We start from the raw sequence: 16,686 nt of genomic DNA, 5'->3' as shown, positions 1-16,686 counted from the left end.
ATTGGATTAGCATATGCGCGACATCGGCCTACCCATTCTGTCAGGCATAGAGAGTGATATGACGTACAAAAAGTTCGGTTTTTTGACTGCCATTCTGGCGTTAAGCGGTTTTTATCTTTACACCCTCTATCTGGCTGCTCACCCCAACGTGAGCCTGGCCTACAAACTCTATTATCTGGAAGGCAAAACCCGCTTCTGGGAACACAACTCCAGCATGACCTATCAGCCGGGTAACGAGCTCAATCTGACCAAGCCGAGCCGCTTCCTCTCCAGCGAAGGCTGGGCCAAGAAGCCGAGCGACGAAGGTACCCTGCTCAGCGGTCAGGGCGGTCTCTACTTTGTGCTGCCCAAGCAGGCGGCCAATCCGGATCAGCTTACCGTACAGGCTCGCATCAACAGCCCAGAAGCCGGCGCCCTGTTGAAAGTGGCGCTGGGTCACGACTTCACCACCACGGTGAAACTGGCCAAAGCGGGCATCAACGAAATCCGCCTCAGTCTGCCCGGCGACTCGCTCACGGCAGATCCCAAGCGCCCCAATTTTCTGGCGCTCTCGGCACCTACTCCCATCAATGTGCAGTCGGTACGTTTGACCGTAGCCCAGTGATCCTTGCCCCGAATACCATTTTATAAAAACAACTATCCCAAATAAGGACGTTCTTATGTCGCATCCAGATTTTCGACTCTCTCTGGTCGTTCCCGTTTACAACGAGGAAGAGAGCATCGATGCCTTCATCAACGCGATAGACAACGAACTGGCCCCGCTGAAAGACCAGCTTGAAATTGTATTCGTCAACGATGGCAGCCGTGACCGCACCCGTGAAGTGGTCGAGCAGGCCATCGCCCGCGATCCGCGCGTGACCCTGGTCAACCTGGCACGCAACTTCGGTAAAGAAGCGGCCTTGACCGCCGGTCTGCATCAGGCCAAAGGGGATGCCATCGTGCCGATGGACGTGGATCTGCAAGACCCGCCCGCCCTGATCCTGGAGTTCGTCAAACTGTGGCAGACCGGTGACTATGACACCGTCTACGGCATCCGCGTCGATCGCAGTGCCGATACCCCGATGAAGCGCCTGACTGCCGGTGGCTTCTACCGCTTCTTCAACGCCCTCTCCACCAGCACCAAGCTGCCGGAGAACGCCGGTGACTTCCGCCTGATCGACCGTCGCGTGGTCGAGGCGATCAAGCTGCTGCCGGAGCGCAACCGCTTTATGAAGGGGCTGTTTGCCTGGGCCGGTTTCCGTGCCGTTGGCGTCCCCTACGAGCGCCCGGCCCGTCACGCCGGTGAAACCAAGTTCAACTACTGGAAACTGTGGAACTTCGCCCTCGACGGTCTGCTCAGCTTCTCCAGCTGGCCGCTGCGGGTCTGGAGCTATGTGGGTGTCAGCGTCTCGCTGGTGGCCTTCCTCTATATCCTGAAAATCATCACCCAAGTGATCTTCTTCGGCATCGACGTGCCCGGTTATGCCTCCCTTATGTCCGTAGTGCTGTTCCTCGGTGGTATCCAGCTGTTGTCGCTCGGCATCATCGGCGAGTACATCGGCCGCATGTTCGTGGAAGTGAAACAGCGCCCGGTCTACCTCATTGAAGGGGTCTATGGCCAGTATGCCAGGCAGGATGCGGCCAAACCGCAGAGCGCTGACAGCAACCCGCAAGAGCAGCAGGAGCAAGCGCCTCAATGATCTCCCGCGAGGAATTCTGGCGGCTGGTACGTTTCGGTTTTGTCGGCGGGGGGGCTACCCTCGTCGACCTTGGCACCTCCATCGCCCTGTTTCATACCTGGCCCACCATCTCGGAGCACCTGGTTACCACGCTGGCTTTTGCCATCGCGTTCTGGTTCTCCTTCTTTGGTCACCGCTACATCACCTTCCAGAAGCAGGGAGCTGCCAGCAAGTTTCTGCTGGTCGCCCTCTTCTCGCTGGCGGTGCGTAACCTGATCCTGAGCGGCCTGCTGTTTGCGGGGCTCTCCGGTCTGCTGCCGGTGGTCATCGCCACCCTGACCGTTACCGTCCTCACTTACGTTCTCTCTCGCGTCTGGGTTTTTGCCTGATGAATGATATGACCAATACTGCCCCGCTAACCGGGGCTGCACTCCCCTATCGCCCGTCACTGCGCATCAGCGGCCGTGACTGGCTGATGATCATCGCCGCCTTCATGCTGAGCCGGGTGGCGCTGTATGGCATGGGTTACTTCGGTGTCCAGCTCTATGGCTCCCCCGACATCGGCCCGCTGCAGGCCTATTGTCAGTTCGACTGCGTCTGGTTCCAGCGCATTATCGAGAACGGCTACGATCTCTACCCGCGCTGGCTGAGCAAGGGCAATGCGGCAAACTGGGCCTTTATGCCGCTCTATCCGATGGTCTCCGGTGCCATCTCCAACCTGTTCAATGTCGAGAGCCTGATCGGCCTCATCATTGTTACCAATATCTCCTTCTTCGCCAGCCTGCCGCTGATGCTGCTGGTGTTGCGTCAGCTCAAGCTGGGGGACGATACCGCCCGCTTCGGCGTCTGGCTGCTCGCCTTCTCCCCCTTCTCCGCCTACTTCGTCTCCGGTTATACCGAGTCGACCTTTATGGCGCTGATGCTGGGGATGTTCCTGTTCGCCTATCGGGAGCAGTGGCTGATGGTGGCCGTGCTGGGGGTCTGTATCTCCGCCACCCGCAACCTGGGGGTGATGATGGTCTTCCCGGTGCTGATCCTGGCGCTGCAAGCCTACGGCTGGCGGGAATTTTTCCGCTTTACCGAGCGCGCCTTCAAGGTGGTGTTCACCCTCTGGATGATCCCGTTTGGCCTGTTTGCCTACATGGTCTACCTCTATCACCTGACCGGCGATGCCTTTGCCTTCAAGCACATTCAGGTGGCGTGGGGTCGCTACATGGACAGCCCGCTGGACTGGTGGCTGAGCGGTTTCGAGCTGGGCGGCCGCAAGGCTTACCTCTCCATAATGGTGATCTTCGGCTGGTGCCTGAACGGTTACCTGTTCAGCCAGAAGCGCTGGGCGGAAGCGACCCTGATGTTCATCTGCTGCACCATCCCGCTGATGACCGGCCTCAACGCCATGCCACGCTACATGTTCGGGCTCTACCCGACCCTGCTGGCCATCATTCTGCTGACCCATCGCTGGCCAGCCATCCGCCCGGCGGTGCTCTGCATCAGCGGCATGGTGGCTTCCTTCATCGCGGTGGCCTTCGTCAACTTCAAGTTCTTCACCGTCTGATGTGACGACGATGCCTGACACACCAAATGCCGGTCACCTGACCGGCATTTTTTATGGCCGCTATTTTTATCGACAGAGCGTCCCATCTCCTCTCCGTCACACTTTCCTCGGCTTGAAAACGTAACCATTTGAACTGAAGTCACAAATCGGCATTTTGCCGATCCAAGGCGCGCTTTGCTGCTCCTAGAATGGGCCCTTGTCCGAACTGCCCTGCTCAAGGAATGGCTTATGCGTCGTGCTCATCACTTATCCCCCCTCTGGCTTGCCCTGCTGGCCGCCCCTCTGTTCACCCCACAGGCGATGGCCGCCCCCGAGGTTCACCTCTATGTGGATGGTCAGCCGGTGGCGACTCCGATCGCACTGGACAAGGGCACGGTGGAGCTGACCCATCCCCTTGCCAAGGGGAGCCACCAGATCCGCATCAGCGACGCAGGCAACAGTTGCGGCACCAGCTTTGGCCCGAGCGAGAGCAAGCAGCTCCCCTTCGGCACCGCCCAGCCCATGGACAAATGCAGCAAGGATCAGAGCTTTACCCTGCGGGTGATGCTGGCCGGGGAGTATCAGTTCACCTTCAACCCGGATACCCCCAGCCTCAAGGTGCTACGGGCGACCAAGAAGAGCGAGTTCAAGCGCCAGCCACCACAAGAGCCCTGCATCAGCTGGGATGGCGGCCCGGTCACTGTGTCGCTCAAAGGGGTCTGGCCCGACGGCACCCGACTGCGGGATGCCTACTCGAAACAGGAGGCGGTGGTCAAACAGGGCAAGCTGACCCTGACCCCGAGCAAAGAGAGCGGAGGCCTGCTGCTGCTCGAGCCGGTCAAGGCAGCCAAGCCAGCACCGTTCAGCTGGGATCAGGCGAGCGTCTATTTTCTGCTGACCGATCGCTTCAACAACGGCGACCCCGCCAACGACCACAGCTTCGGCCGCCAGAAGGATGGTCAGGATGAGGTAGCCACCTGGCATGGCGGTGACTTCAAGGGGCTGACCGAGAAGCTCGACTACATCAAGAGCCTCGGCATGAACGCCATCTGGATCACCCCCATGGTGGAGCAGGTTCACGGCTTCATTGGTGGCGGCGAGCAGGGCAATTTCCCCTTCTATGCCTACCACGGCTACTGGGCGCTCGACTTCACCAAGATTGACCCCAACTACGGCGACGAGGAGAGTCTGAAAACCCTGGTGGATGAGGCCCACAAGCGCGGCATGCGGATCATCCTCGACGTGGTGATGAACCATGCTGGTTACGCCACCCTCGCCGACTTGCAGGATTTGGGGCTCACCGAGCTAACTCAGAACAGCAGCAAACTGCCGACCGTCTGGAACCAGTGGCGTCCGAGCGGTGGCCTCAACTGGCATGGTTACAACCAGTTCATCGACTATCAATCACCCGCGTGGAACAAGTGGTGGAGTGGTGACTGGGTGCGCGCCGGTCTGCCCGGCTACCCGCAGCCCGGCACCGACGATGTCACCGGCTCGGTGGCGGGGCTACCGGACTTTCTGACCGAATCGGCCAAACCGGTAGGGCTGCCGCCATTGCTGGCCGCGAAAAAGGATACCCTCGCCAAGGCGCTGCCCGACGCTACTGTGAGCGACTACCTGATCGCCTGGCACACCGACTGGGTGCGCCGCTTTGGCATCGACGGCTTCCGCGCCGACACCGTCAAGCATCTGGAGCCCGAAGTGTGGGCCAAGCTCAAGCAGGCGGGCAGTGCTGCACTCAAGGAGTGGAAGACTGCCAACCCGGGCAAGGCCCTCGACGATCTGCCCTTCTACATGGTGGGCGAGGTGTGGGATCACGGGGTAGCCAAGGATTTCTGGTATCAGAACGGCTTCGATTCCCTGATCAACTTCGACTATCAGCGTGAGTTCGCCCTGTCACAGGCCCAGTGCATGGCCAGCGCCGAGCCCACCTATGCCAGCTACGCCAGCCGTATCAATCAGGATCCCGAGTTCAACGTGCTGAGCTACATCAGCTCCCACGACACCAAGCTGTTCTTTGGAGACTATCAGGATGTGCCGCTACAGCGCCGGGTCGCCAACAGCTTTATGCTGTTGCCGGGCGGCATCCAGCTCTACTACGGCGACGAGTCCGGCCGGGGGCTTGCCAAGGATGGCGGAGTGTTCGATCAGGCGTTGCGCTCGGATATGAACTGGCAGGAGCTGGCCAGCGGAGACAAGGCCGAGCTGGTCAAGCACTGGCAGCAACTGGGCCAGTTCCGCGCCGCCCATCCGGCCATTGCGGCAGGCAGTCACCAGAAACTCTCGGATGCCCCCTACGCCTTCGTGCGGGAGAAGAGGGATGACAAGGTAGTGGTGGTCTTTGCCGGTCGGCAGCAGTAACCCCGAAGCCACCTTCACCAGCAACAGAGAGGGGAGCCACTGGCTCCCCTCTCTCGTTTATCTATCTGCCAAGGCTCACTGTGACTGGCACGCCGCCACCGGCCACTGCAACCGCGCCTTGAGCAGGGTCTCCTGCCACAGAGGCCAAGAGAGCAGCGCCTGCTGATAGGCTCCGGCCTGACCGGGCAACAGGATGCCGTAGCTGGCCAGCCGATAGGCCATCACGGCATAGAAGGCATCGACAATACCCGCCTCGCCAAAGTAGAAGGGGCCCCGCGCCTGCGACCAGACCTCCTGCAAACGGGCCAGCTCGCCCACCGCCTCAACCGGCGGCTCGCTGCGGGTGGGAGCACCGAGAAAGAAGGGGAGCAGAGAACGGATCTGCCGAAATCCCGCGTGCAACTCGGCGCAGAGGCTGCGAGCCAGTGCCCGCTCGGCCAGCAAAACCGGATAGAGCTGGCGGTCGGGACAGAGCTCGTGAACATATTCGGCGATGGCCAGCGAGTCGTGAACCCGCACGCCGTCGTGTTCGAGCCAGGGCACCAGACCGGCCGGTGCCAGCCGCTTGAGCCGCGCCAGCGACTTGGCATCCTCCAGATCGAACACCTGCTCCTGCCACGTCAGCCCGCTCATGGCGAGCACCAGTGCCGCCCGCATCGCCCAGGTGGAGCCGGTGCCCACCGCCAATACCAAGGAACCCATCTGTTGCCTCCTGCATGAGTCGCCTGCGACCGGCCGGTCTGCCCTTGATGGCAAAACATCCGATGGTCGCTTCACATTTGCACACCGGCGGGTTTGACCCTCTTGGTGAGCGATGCTAGTTTGATTTTTCAAAACAATCAGTTAGCAACAATGTGAGCCATTAACCGAAATATGGACAACCAATTTACCATCGTCATCGCAGATGACCACCCCCTGTTTCGGGGCGCCCTTTACCAAGCGGTGCACATGGCCATCAACGACGCTCAATTGCTGGAAGCGGACTCCATCGACAGCCTGACCAACCTGCTCGGCGAGCACCCCGAAGTTGACCTGTTGCTGCTCGATCTCAAGATGCCGGGGGCCAATGGCTTCGAGGGGCTGGCCCACCTGCGCGGCCAGTATCCCGACCTGCCCATCGTGGTGGTCTCCGCCTCGGAAGATGCGGCCATCATCCAGCAGGTATTGCGGCTCGGGGCGCTCGGCTTCATTCCCAAATCGGTACCGATGAAGGAGTTGGTCAATGCCCTCAATACGGTGATCGGGGGGGATAACTGGGTGCCGGAAGGCATCTCGCTACATCCTGAATCGGAAGACGGCCCCGATTTCGCCAGCAAGCTGGCCAGCCTCACCCCCCAGCAATACAAGGTGCTGATCATGCTGCGTGATGGCAGCCTCAACAAGCAGATCGCCTGGGAGCTCAACGTCTCCGAGGCCACCATCAAGGCCCATATCACCGCCATCTTCAGAAAACTGGGCGTCAAGAACCGCACTCAGGCGGTTATCGCCCTGCAACAGCTCGATATCAAGGAGAGCTGAGCCCCGAACGCGGCGACACAGGCCAGATGAGATAGCCAGCCATGCTGACTATTTGTTGCTCGACAATTAGCACGATCGTACTTTATGCTGCCACCAGCCATGAGGAGATCGTGATGAGCAAGGGGCGCCTGACCCGGGAAAACATTTTACAGACAGCCTTTGAGCAAGCGAGCCAGCAAGGGCTGGAGAGCCTGACCATCGGCTCGCTGGCCAGCGCCTGCGAGATGTCCAAAAGCGGCCTGTTTGCCCACTTTCAATCCCGAGACAATCTGCAGATAGCCGTGCTGGAGTACGCCGCCGAGGTGTTCCGGCTGCGGGTGATCCAGCCGGTACGCCAGCAGGAGCACCAGAGCCAGCACGACAAGCTGATCGCCCTGCTGCGTGCCTGGCAGGCTTGGAACCACTGCTTCGCCGGACGCTGCATGTTCCTCGACGCCTGGACCTCGGTGCAGGATGGCCATGAGCAAAAGAGCCAGGTGCAGCAAGCCGCCCGGCAACTGGTGCGCTTCTGGCTCGACTATCTGGCCCGTCAGGTGGTGCAGGGTCAGGCCGCAGGCGAGTGGCGACGCGAGATGGATCCCTGGCGCGCCGTTTATCGCCTCTATGGCCTCTATCTGGCGGATCAGGTGTTCAACGATCTCGAACTGTGTCAGGATCCGGCTCGCCACTTCTGGCCCGAAGTGGATGCTCTGCTCGCCAGCTGGCGCTGATGTTTTAGCATCCGTTCAACACGACTTTTTAAAAACCGACAAAAAAGCACGACCGTTCGCACATAAAAACCACAGGATGACCATGAGCAGCAAGATCTACTTCAACACCCGCCGCTTCAGCCCGAGCAAATGGCTGCTGGGGATCGGCACCCGGTTGCACCACAGACTCGCCCCCACCCATGCCAAGCGCACCGCCAGCAAGTTGCTGCTCACCCCCCAGCGCAACCAGCGCGGTGGCCACGAACCAGCCGGTCTGGTGAAGCAGGCCGTCCATACCAGCGAAGGGGTATTGATGAGCTATCGGCTCGGTCAGGGGCCGCTGTGGCTGCTGATGCACGGCTGGTCCGGCAGCGCCAGCCAGTTCTATCCGCTGATGAGCCATATCGCCGCGCAGGGTTTCACCGCCATTGCCTACGATCATCCGGCCCACGGCCAGAGCGCAGGCAACACTGGCCACCTGCCCCGCTTCGTACGCGCCTTCGACGAGCTGGCGACCAAGCTGGCCAGCGAAGCAGGCCCGCTGCACGGGGTCATCGCCCACAGCATGGGAGGCGCCGTCACTCTCTCCAGCCGTCAGCCGGGTATCGATACCCTGCCGCTGCTGTTGATTTCACCGGTGCTCGACTATGTGCCCCAGCTCTACGGCATGGTGGCACGCTCCGGCTACTCCATCCGGTTGTTCGATGCGGTGGTCAAGGAGATTGAGCAAGAGTACCAGCACCCCTTGAGCACGGTCGATCCGCTGGGGCGGCTCGCCAGTCGCAGCGGCGCGGCGATGATCGTGCACGACGAGGAGGACAGATTTGCACCGCACGGCGATTCCTTGCGGGCCAGTCAGGATGGTCATACCCGGCTGGTGAGCACCCGGGGACTGGGCCACGGTCGCATCCTCGCCAGCGCCCCGGTATTCGCCGCCTTCGATCAGCTGGCGCGACCGGAAAATCCTCACCGCGCCCTTTGACATGGGGCCATGAAAAAAACGGGCAAGCGCCCGTTTTTATATTTGATACAGCGCCTTATAGTTAATTTGTCAGTGGGAACATTCTTGTCAGAACACGATAAGGCGCCAGCATATGGCCAGACCCAATACAGCATTGTTGCTCACCGGTGGCGGTGCTCGCGCCGCCTATCAGGTCGGAGCCCTCAAAGCGATTGCGGAGCTCTACCCGCGCAATCTCGGCATCCCTTTTCCCATCCTGTGTGGCACCTCGGCGGGGGCCATCAATGTCACCGCGCTGGCCTGCTACGCCTCCTGCTTCCATCTGGGGGTGCGCAAGCTGGAGTGGGTATGGCGCCGCTTCGAGACTCACCACATCTTCGATTTTCATCCCGGTCGCCTGCTGTGGCGGCTGATGTACGAGGGGTCGGCGGGGCTGATCAACCCCCACACCAACCACGCCTTTCACCTCTTTGACAACGCGCCGCTGCACCGCCTGCTGGATCAGCTCATCGACTATCACCGCATCGATGACAACATCCTCTACGGCAGTCTGGAGGCGCTGGCCATCACGGCATCGGATTACGACGACGGTCTCTCCACCACCTTCTTTCAGGGGCGGGCCGACCACCATCCGTGGGAGCGGGCCAGACGGCGCGGGGTACGCACCGTGCTTACATCGGAGCACCTGCTCGCCTCCTCGGCGTTGCCCTTTGTCTTTCCGGCCACCCGGATCGGCGAGAAATTCTACGGCGACGGCTCCATCCACCAGCTGAGCCCGCTCAGCCCCGCCATCCATCTGGGGGCGGAGCGGATCCTGCTGATCACCCTGGATCCGCCAGCCCACTCGGCGCCGACCCATCATCACGGTCATCTCACCAGCTCCAATATCGCCAGCCATCTGCTCGATACGGTCTTTACCGACACCCTCAACTCCGATCTGGAGCGGCTGTGGCGCATCAACCAGACTCTGGATCTTATCCCTGAGCGGGAGCGCAACCGCCTAAAGCTGAAGCGGGTGGAGACCTGCGTGCTGAAACCGAGTCAGGATCTCGACACCATCGCACTGGCCTACCTGCGCAAACTGCCGCTAAAGTTGCGCCGGCTGTTGCGGGTGTTGGGCGTGAAGGGGGATGAGACCAGCAGTCTGGCGAGCTTTCTGATGTTCTATCCAGGTTACTGCCAACAGCTGATCAAGCTGGGCTATCAGGACACCCTGAGGGAGTGGGAGCGGGTCGTCGCCTTCCTCGATATCGAAGGGCTACCAAAAGAGCGGGAGTAAAGGACGCGGCCGATGAGTGCAAGGGGACTCAGCGCCCCTCCAGCAAACGCTGCTCCGCCTGCTCCATCGCCACCACGGTACCAAACAGGATCAGCCGATCGCCAGCCGCCAGCACCAGCTCGGGTCTGGGTTCCAGACTCTGATCCCCGCGCTGCACCTCCTTGATCCGCACCTCATCGAGCGGCAACTCGCGCACTTCACGGCCTACCGCCCACGCCTGATCGTGCAGCAACAGCGGATGGAGGCGTTCGAGCAGCTGATCCGCTTCCAGATTGCTGGCGCTCTGATCCCCCCAGTAAAAGCCGTGCAGAAAGCGATACTGGCTGCTGCGCTCGAGCTCCATCCGGCGGATCACCCGGCCAATGGGAATATCGCAGTTGAGCAGCAGGTGGGAGACCAGCATCAGGGCCCCCTCCTGGGATTCAGGGATCACCTCAAATGCCCCCGCCTGCTTGTACTGCTCCAGAAAACTGTCATCCCGGGTACGCACCAGCACCTTGAGATCCCCCGCCAGTTCGCGGATCAGTGCCAGCATCGCCTCCACCCGCTTGCGGTCATCGAAGGTGATGATCACCAGCCGTGCCCGCAGCAGACCGGCGGCCAGCAGAATATCGCGGCGGCTGGCATCGCCGAAGGCCACCTGCTCCCCCGCCAGCTTGGCCTCGCTCACCCGCTCGGGGTCGAGATCGAGGGCCAGAAAGGGGATCTCTTCGATTTTGAGGAAACGGGCACAGGTCTGCCCGGCCCGGCCAAACCCGGCGATGATGACATGCTGGTTTTTGCTCAGGCCCGACTGGGCGACTTCGGAGCGGGTCAGCAACGCCGGATCGGTCAGGCTGCGGGCCAGCGAATGGGCCTGGGTCACCAGCCAGGGGGTCATGGCGATGGAGATGATGCCGATGCCGATGAGCAGGGAGACCTGTTGCTGATCCAGCAGGCCGTGGTGCAGTGCCAGCGCCAGCAGCACGAAGCCAAACTCCCCCACCTGACTGAGCATGATGCCGGCGGCCATGCTGTCGCGCTTGCGCTCCCCCATCAGCCGCCCGGCCAGCAGTACCAGCAGGGATTTGCACAGCACCAGCAGCACCACGCAGATCAGTACCTGCCACCATGCCCGCGCCACCAGCTCCCACTCCATGGCCATGCCGATGGTGATAAAGAAGAGCCCCATCAGCACATCGCGAAAGGGCTTGATGTCTACCTCCAGCTGATGACGGTAGTGGGACTCCCCCAGCATCATCCCCGCCAGAAACGCCCCCAGCGCCATCGACAGCCCCAGCGAATGGGTCATGTAGGCAGCCAGCAGCGCCACAAGCAGGGCACTCAGTACAAACAGCTCGTCGGAGCGGGCCCGCGCCACCTCGTGAAACAGCAGCGGCAGCAACCACTTACCGACCGCCAGCAGAGTGAAGAGGGCAAACAGCCCCTTGAGGGTGGCCCAGGCGATCTCGGCGGCCAAAGCGCTCCCCTGCACTTCCGGCTGGGCGAGGATGGGGATCATCACCAGCAGGGGCACCACCGCCAGATCCTGAAACAGCAGCACGCTCACCCCCAGCTGGGCGCGGCGGGTATGGAGCTGCTTCTGCTCGCCGAGCTGCTTGATCACCACCGCCGTCGAGGAGAGTGCCAACGTTCCCGCCACCACCAGCGACTGGGCCAGACCCAGCCCCCACCACCAGCAGATGGCGAAGAAGAGCAACGAGGTGAGCAGCACCTGCAACATCCCGACCCCCAGCACCAATCGGCGCATCGCCAGCAATTTCGGCAGGGAGAACTCCAGCCCCAGCGAGAACATCAGAAAGACAATCCCGAGCTCGGCAATGGTCTGCATGATCGACTGGCCGGTGATCACCGCCAGCCCGTGGGGGCCGAGCAAGACGCCGGCAATCAGGTAGGCGAGGATGACCGGCAAGCCGAGGCGCCGGAAAGTTGCCACCAGCAGAACGGCGGCGAACAGCAGGATCAACAGGTCGGTGTACAAATTTCCCTCTCCTTTTATCGACTTAAGCTTAGTCAGCCGATCTGGCGGGCAGGAAAGATATATTGGGCATGCCAATTGCAGGGAGGAGACAGTAGTCAGGTGTTACAGGTGGAAGACCATGGAAAATACGTCGTCACTTAATGGCTTTAGCCATGGCATCGAGCAGTGGGTTCGCCAGATGGAGCGGCTCACGCCGTTGCCCAGCGTTGAGCGCAACCAGTTGCTCGAGCAGTTGTTGGGGCAGAGCGATCTCGGCGGTCTGCTGACAACTTTTGCCGATCGTGCGGCAAGAATTGTCAGGATCCACGGTCTCTACCTCGATTGTGGCCAGCCCCATGTGCTGATCCAGCACCCGCCGCTGGCCACCCTCAACCTGCACAACTATCCGTTCGAGCTGCGCGGTCAACATGGCCAGCTGCTCGGCCAGCTCCACTACGAGCTGGAACATCCGCTGAGCGGCAGCCAGCAACGGGTACTGATGCAATACCATCAGCTGCTCTGCCTGCTGCTGCCCCTCTATCTGCGGCTGGAAAAACTGGATCTGCTGGTCCGGCTCGATCACCTGACCGGCCTTGGCAACCGCTCCTACTTTGACGAGGCTATCGGTCGCGCCATCGAGCAGCACAGCCGCGAGCCCCACGGTCTGGTGCTGGTGCTGCTGGATCTCGATCGCTTCAAGCAGATCAATGATACCTGGGGCCATCCGGTGGGGGATCTGGTGCTGAGCCGCTTCGCCCAGCTGCTCAAGGGGTGTATCCGCAGCACGGATCAAGCCTTCCGGCTCGGGGGAGATGAATTTGCCCTGCTGCTGCAACCGGCCGAACCCGAGGCGTGGCGCCCGGTCTGGCTGCGACTGCAGCATATGTTGATGACCAACAAGGAGCTCAGCACCTTCTCGGTCGGATGCAGCCTTGGTGCCGCCAGCTGGCAATCCGGGGTCGATGTGCCGAGCCTCTACGAGGCGGCCGACAGTCACCTCTACGCCCGCAAGAAAGCAGGCAAGGCCAGCCCTAACGAATAATCCCGAACTCTTCTTTGCTCCGGCACATGCGCGCCATGTGACCGGAGCTTCTTTTTTTGGGGCTAATCCTCCCTCACACCGAGATCACCTCAGGCAAGATCCTGCTCGGGTAGAACCGGAACTGCACCGCCCCCCTGCCAGTGACAGACCAGCCCGGCCCCCTGTGCCATAAAACCGTCGCAGACAAAGAGCCCCACCACCGCCGCCACCTGTTCGCCATAGTAGAGGATGGGGATGCGCCCCCGCTGCCACGAAGGCACGCCATACTCCTGCAGCAGCTTCTTCATCCGCCGACTACCGCTTCGCCCCACCGGTTTGAGGGGGATCCCGGGCGCCACCTGAAAACGCACCGAGAGGGGCTCGTCCGCTCGGGGGGGACGCAGCAGATCCTCGCCGTGCTCCGCCATGCGCACCACCAGCTCGCCCAACCCGTCCGGCAGGGTCAGCGGCTCACCCACGGTCAGCGGCAATACCTGATGACAGGGTTGCAGGTCAGGGCTCACCAGATAGAGTCGCTCCTGATAACGGCGACAGCTCTGGCGCCCCCAGTTGAGCTGGGGATTGGCATCGCCGCGCGCCAACGCTACCTCCTGCCACAGCCGGGCAAGCTGCTCACGGGATGGCATCTCGCCTCCCTGACGGCGGATCCAGTAGCGCAGCAGATTGTTGCGCCGGGTAGGTGAAAGGGCGTGCAGCGGGCCGATATGGAGCGCCTCCCCCTCGCCCGCCAGCTGCCAGTCGCTCTCGGCAAGCTCCTCCAACAGCGCCTCCTCCTCGGCGCACAGGGCCATGCTGCGCGCCGCGGTCTGGGCCATGGCGGGCCAACGCGCCTTGAGCTGGGGGATAAGCGTCTGGCGCAAAAAGTTGCGGTCATAGCTCACATCCTGATTGCTCTCATCCTCCACCCAGCCAAAGGGGAGGCTCGCCGCCGCCTCGGCCAGCTCGGCGCGACTCATATCGAGCAGCGGACGCAGCAACAGGCCGCCAGCAAAGGGCTGGCTTGGCAGGATCCCCGCCAGCCCGCGCAGACCGGCGCCGCGCTTGAGGGCTAGCAGCAGAGTCTCCAGCTGATCATCCTGATGGTGGGCGGTGAGCAGCCACTCCCCCTCCCGCATCCGTGCGGTCAGCCGCTGGTAACGGGCTGTGCGGGCCTGCGCCTCCAGACTCTCGCCATTGCCACGGGCCAGTGTTACCCGCTCGACCAGCAGTTCCACCGCCAATTGCTGACACACGGCTTCACAATGAGCGACCCACTCATCGGCATGGGGACTGAGGCCGTGGTGCACGTGCAGGGCGCGAAGCGGCAGGCTGTGCTCACGGGCATACTGCGCCGCCAGCACCAGCAGCAGGGTGGAGTCGAGGCCGCCACTGAAGGCCACCAGCAGACCGGTGGAACCTTCCGGCGCTGGCATAGTCAGACAAAAGCGAGAATAAAGATGAGAAATCATAGGCTTCCCCAAAACGGACCGGCCGATCTTAGCAGAGTCGGGCTTATCAAGCTGCAACCCTGCTGCTAGAGTGAGGCTCGCCCGCCCTCTCCACCAGGCTGGCCGCAAGGCGGTCGCACAACCGGTTGGAGCAAGGAAGATGGGCAGGGAAGCAAACAATCCGAATTGGAATCAAACAAGATGAACAATAAGAAAAGCTTACTGGCCGGCCTGATTGGACTGGCACTGCTGGCTGGCTGCAGTCAGGCACCGCAAGACTCCCCCAAACACTCCGGGCTGGCGCTGGCCAATATGGACACCCAGGTCAAACCCGGCGATGACTTCTTCCGCTACGTCAATGGCAAGTGGCTCGCCACCGCCAAGATCCCCGACGATCGACCCGCCGATGGCGCCTTCTACATGCTGCGGGACAAATCCCTCGCCGATGTGCGGGTGCTGGTCGAGGGGCTGGCCAAGCAGGAGGCCGCCACCGGCACGCCGACCCAGCAGATCCGCGATCTCTACGCCAGCTATCTGGATCAGGCAGGCCGTGACGCCAAGGGGCTCACCCCGCTGGCACCGGCGCTGGCCGATATCGACCGGATCGGTGATCAGGCCGCGCTGGCCCGCGCCTTTGCCCAAAGTGGCCGCATGGGCGGCGGCGCGCCGTTCGGCATCTGGATCGACGCCGATGCCAAGTCCCCCGACCGCTATGCGGTCTACCTCTATCAGGGGGGACTGGGGCTGCCGGATCGGGACTACTACCTTAAGCAGGATCCCGAGAGTCAGGCCCTGCGCCAGAAGTACCAGCAGCATATCGCCGCCATGCTGAGCCGCCTCGGTGAGTCTGACCCGAGCGGCAAGGCCAAGCGGATTCTGGCACTCGAAACCCGGCTCGCCACCATCCAGTGGGACAACGTCGCCCTGCGGGATCGGGAGAAGAACTACAACAAGCGCCCCGCCAGCGAACTGGCACGGCTCGCCCCCCACCTCGACTGGCAGGCCTATCTGAACGCCGCGGGCATTGCTGGTCAGCCGGATCTCATCATCGGCCAGCCGACCTATCTGAGCGCGTTGGATCAGGTGATGGCCCAGACCCCCATCGCCGATTGGCAGGCCTACCTCAAGTGGCAACTGCTGACCGACTACGCCCCCTATCTCGACAGCGAGACCGACCGCGCCAACTTTGCCTTCTACGGCACCACATTGAGCGGCACGCCCAAGCAGCGCGCCAGCTGGGAGCGGGCGCTCGGGGTGCTGAACGATCATCTGGGTGAAGCGGTCGGCCAGCTCTATGTGGCCAGCTACTTCCCGCCAGCGGCCAAAGAGCGGATGGAGCAGCTGGTGGAGAACCTGCGCACCGCCTACGGCCAGAGCATCAAGGAGCTCGACTGGATGTCGCCCGAGACCAAGGCGCAGGCACTCGAGAAGCTGGCCAAGTTCCGCCCCAAGATCGGCTACCCCGACAAGTGGAAGGATTACAGCGCCATCACCATCAAACCGGATGATCTGGTCGGCAACCTGCAACGCTCGCAAGCCTTTGAATACGCAGACAGTCTGGCGCGCCTCGGCAAGCCGGTCGACCGGGACGAGTGGCACATGTCGCCGCAAACGGTGAACGCCTACTACAACCCGAGCAACAACGAGATCGTCTTCCCTGCGGCCATTTTGCAGCCCCCCTTCTTCGACATGACGGCGGATGACGCTGTCAACTACGGCGCCATCGGCGGGGTCATTGGTCACGAGATGGGCCACGGTTTTGATGATCAGGGGGCCAAATCCGACGGCGACGGCATGATGCGCGACTGGTGGACACCGCAGGATCTCAAGGAGTTTCGCTTTCGCACCAGCCGTCTGGTGGCCCAGTACAACCGCTTCGAGCCCATCAACGGCCAGTTCGTCAACGGCCAGTTTACCCTGGGGGAGAACATCGGTGATCTGGGTGGTCTCACCATCGCCCACAAGGCCTATGAGCTGTCACTGGATGGCAAGGAGGCGCCGGTGCTGGATGGCTTTACCGGCGAACAGCGCTTCTTCCTCGGCTGGGCGCAGGTGTGGAAAGGGATGTATCGTCCCGAGCTGATGCAGATGTTGTTGCGCTCCGACCCCCACTCGCCGCCCGAGTACCGGGTCAACGGGGTGGTGCCGAACATTCCCGCCTTCTACGAGGCATTCAACATCCAGCCGAGTGACAAGCTCTATCTGCCGCCCCAGAAACGGGTAAAGATCTGGTAACAGCATCACGGCGGGCTCCCCG

At 61.9% G+C, this 16,686-nt stretch carries 14 protein-coding genes; 11 read left to right on the top strand and 3 right to left on the bottom strand.

Annotation, left to right across the window (positions count from 1 at the left end; translation table 11 throughout):
• The first annotated feature begins 58 nt into the window (after nucleotides 1–58).
• From AB5Y99_RS12330 to AB5Y99_RS12310, 5 genes are all read left to right on the top strand, one after another.
• Entirely contained in the window at nucleotides 59–604 is a 546-nt protein-coding gene (locus AB5Y99_RS12330; protein WP_041202288.1) for a hypothetical protein, read from the top strand.
• A 55-nt stretch (nucleotides 605–659) separates the two neighbouring features.
• Entirely contained in the window at nucleotides 660–1,679 is a 1,020-nt protein-coding gene (locus AB5Y99_RS12325; RefSeq protein WP_274160680.1) for a glycosyltransferase family 2 protein, read from the top strand.
• Complete coding sequence (locus tag AB5Y99_RS12320; protein ID WP_005338463.1) at nucleotides 1,676–2,047, top strand: GtrA family protein; 372 nt, start codon at nucleotides 1,676–1,678, stop codon at nucleotides 2,045–2,047. Before AB5Y99_RS12325 ends, AB5Y99_RS12320 begins: the two co-directional genes overlap by 4 nt.
• Nucleotides 2,047–3,213 carry a hypothetical protein gene (locus AB5Y99_RS12315; RefSeq protein WP_005338464.1) on the top strand — a complete coding sequence of 389 codons (1,167 nt, stop codon included), beginning with the start codon at nucleotides 2,047–2,049 and terminating at the stop codon, nucleotides 3,211–3,213. The genes AB5Y99_RS12320 and AB5Y99_RS12315 overlap by 1 nt, the downstream gene beginning before the upstream one ends.
• 228 nt (nucleotides 3,214–3,441) lie before the next feature.
• Entirely contained in the window at nucleotides 3,442–5,553 is a 2,112-nt protein-coding gene (locus AB5Y99_RS12310) for an alpha-amylase (protein WP_323890879.1), read from the top strand.
• A 75-nt stretch (nucleotides 5,554–5,628) separates the two neighbouring features.
• On the opposite strand, the gene AB5Y99_RS12305 is transcribed toward AB5Y99_RS12310, so the two are convergent.
• Nucleotides 5,629–6,255 (bottom strand): glutathione S-transferase, encoded by a 627-nt coding sequence (locus tag AB5Y99_RS12305; RefSeq protein ID WP_113738952.1) that lies wholly within the window; start codon nucleotides 6,253–6,255, stop codon nucleotides 5,629–5,631.
• Nucleotides 6,256–6,426: 171 nt separating this feature from the next.
• On the opposite strand from AB5Y99_RS12305, the gene AB5Y99_RS12300 reads away from it, so the two are divergent.
• From AB5Y99_RS12300 to AB5Y99_RS12285, 4 genes are all read left to right on the top strand, one after another.
• Nucleotides 6,427–7,071 carry a response regulator transcription factor gene (locus tag AB5Y99_RS12300; protein WP_113738953.1) on the top strand — a complete coding sequence of 215 codons (645 nt, stop codon included), beginning with the start codon at nucleotides 6,427–6,429 and terminating at the stop codon, nucleotides 7,069–7,071.
• Between the two features lie 113 nt (nucleotides 7,072–7,184).
• Nucleotides 7,185–7,781, top strand: coding sequence for a TetR/AcrR family transcriptional regulator (locus tag AB5Y99_RS12295; RefSeq protein WP_113738954.1), 597 nt, complete (start codon nucleotides 7,185–7,187; stop codon nucleotides 7,779–7,781).
• Nucleotides 7,782–7,863: 82 nt separating this feature from the next.
• Nucleotides 7,864–8,742, top strand: coding sequence for an alpha/beta hydrolase (locus tag AB5Y99_RS12290; protein WP_113738955.1), 879 nt, complete (start codon nucleotides 7,864–7,866; stop codon nucleotides 8,740–8,742).
• A gap of 112 nt (nucleotides 8,743–8,854) precedes the next feature.
• On the top strand, nucleotides 8,855–10,000 hold the full coding sequence (locus AB5Y99_RS12285; RefSeq protein WP_323890875.1) for a patatin-like phospholipase family protein: 1,146 nt from the start codon (nucleotides 8,855–8,857) through the stop codon (nucleotides 9,998–10,000).
• A gap of 28 nt (nucleotides 10,001–10,028) precedes the next feature.
• Here AB5Y99_RS12285 and AB5Y99_RS12280 read toward each other — a convergent pair whose 3' ends face one another.
• On the bottom strand, nucleotides 10,029–11,981 hold the full coding sequence (locus AB5Y99_RS12280; protein ID WP_323890873.1) for a cation:proton antiporter: 1,953 nt from the start codon (nucleotides 11,979–11,981) through the stop codon (nucleotides 10,029–10,031).
• A 118-nt stretch (nucleotides 11,982–12,099) separates the two neighbouring features.
• On the opposite strand from AB5Y99_RS12280, the gene AB5Y99_RS12275 reads away from it, so the two are divergent.
• Nucleotides 12,100–13,002, top strand: coding sequence for a GGDEF domain-containing protein (locus AB5Y99_RS12275; protein WP_201947425.1), 903 nt, complete (start codon nucleotides 12,100–12,102; stop codon nucleotides 13,000–13,002).
• 89 nt (nucleotides 13,003–13,091) lie between these two features.
• Here AB5Y99_RS12275 and tilS read toward each other — a convergent pair whose 3' ends face one another.
• Entirely contained in the window at nucleotides 13,092–14,450 is a 1,359-nt protein-coding gene (gene tilS, locus AB5Y99_RS12270; RefSeq protein WP_323890871.1) for a tRNA lysidine(34) synthetase TilS, read from the bottom strand.
• A 180-nt stretch (nucleotides 14,451–14,630) separates the two neighbouring features.
• On the opposite strand from tilS, the gene AB5Y99_RS12265 reads away from it, so the two are divergent.
• Complete coding sequence (locus tag AB5Y99_RS12265; RefSeq protein WP_323890869.1) at nucleotides 14,631–16,664, top strand: M13-type metalloendopeptidase; 2,034 nt, start codon at nucleotides 14,631–14,633, stop codon at nucleotides 16,662–16,664.
• Nucleotides 16,665–16,686 lie beyond the last annotated feature (22 nt).

The sequence above is a fragment of the Aeromonas sp. R4-2 genome, assembly GCF_040908295.1.
GTDB lineage: Bacteria > Pseudomonadota > Gammaproteobacteria > Enterobacterales > Aeromonadaceae > Aeromonas > Aeromonas veronii.
Note: the sequence above shows the minus strand (reverse complement) of the source record. Positions and strands in the feature narration are given on the sequence as shown.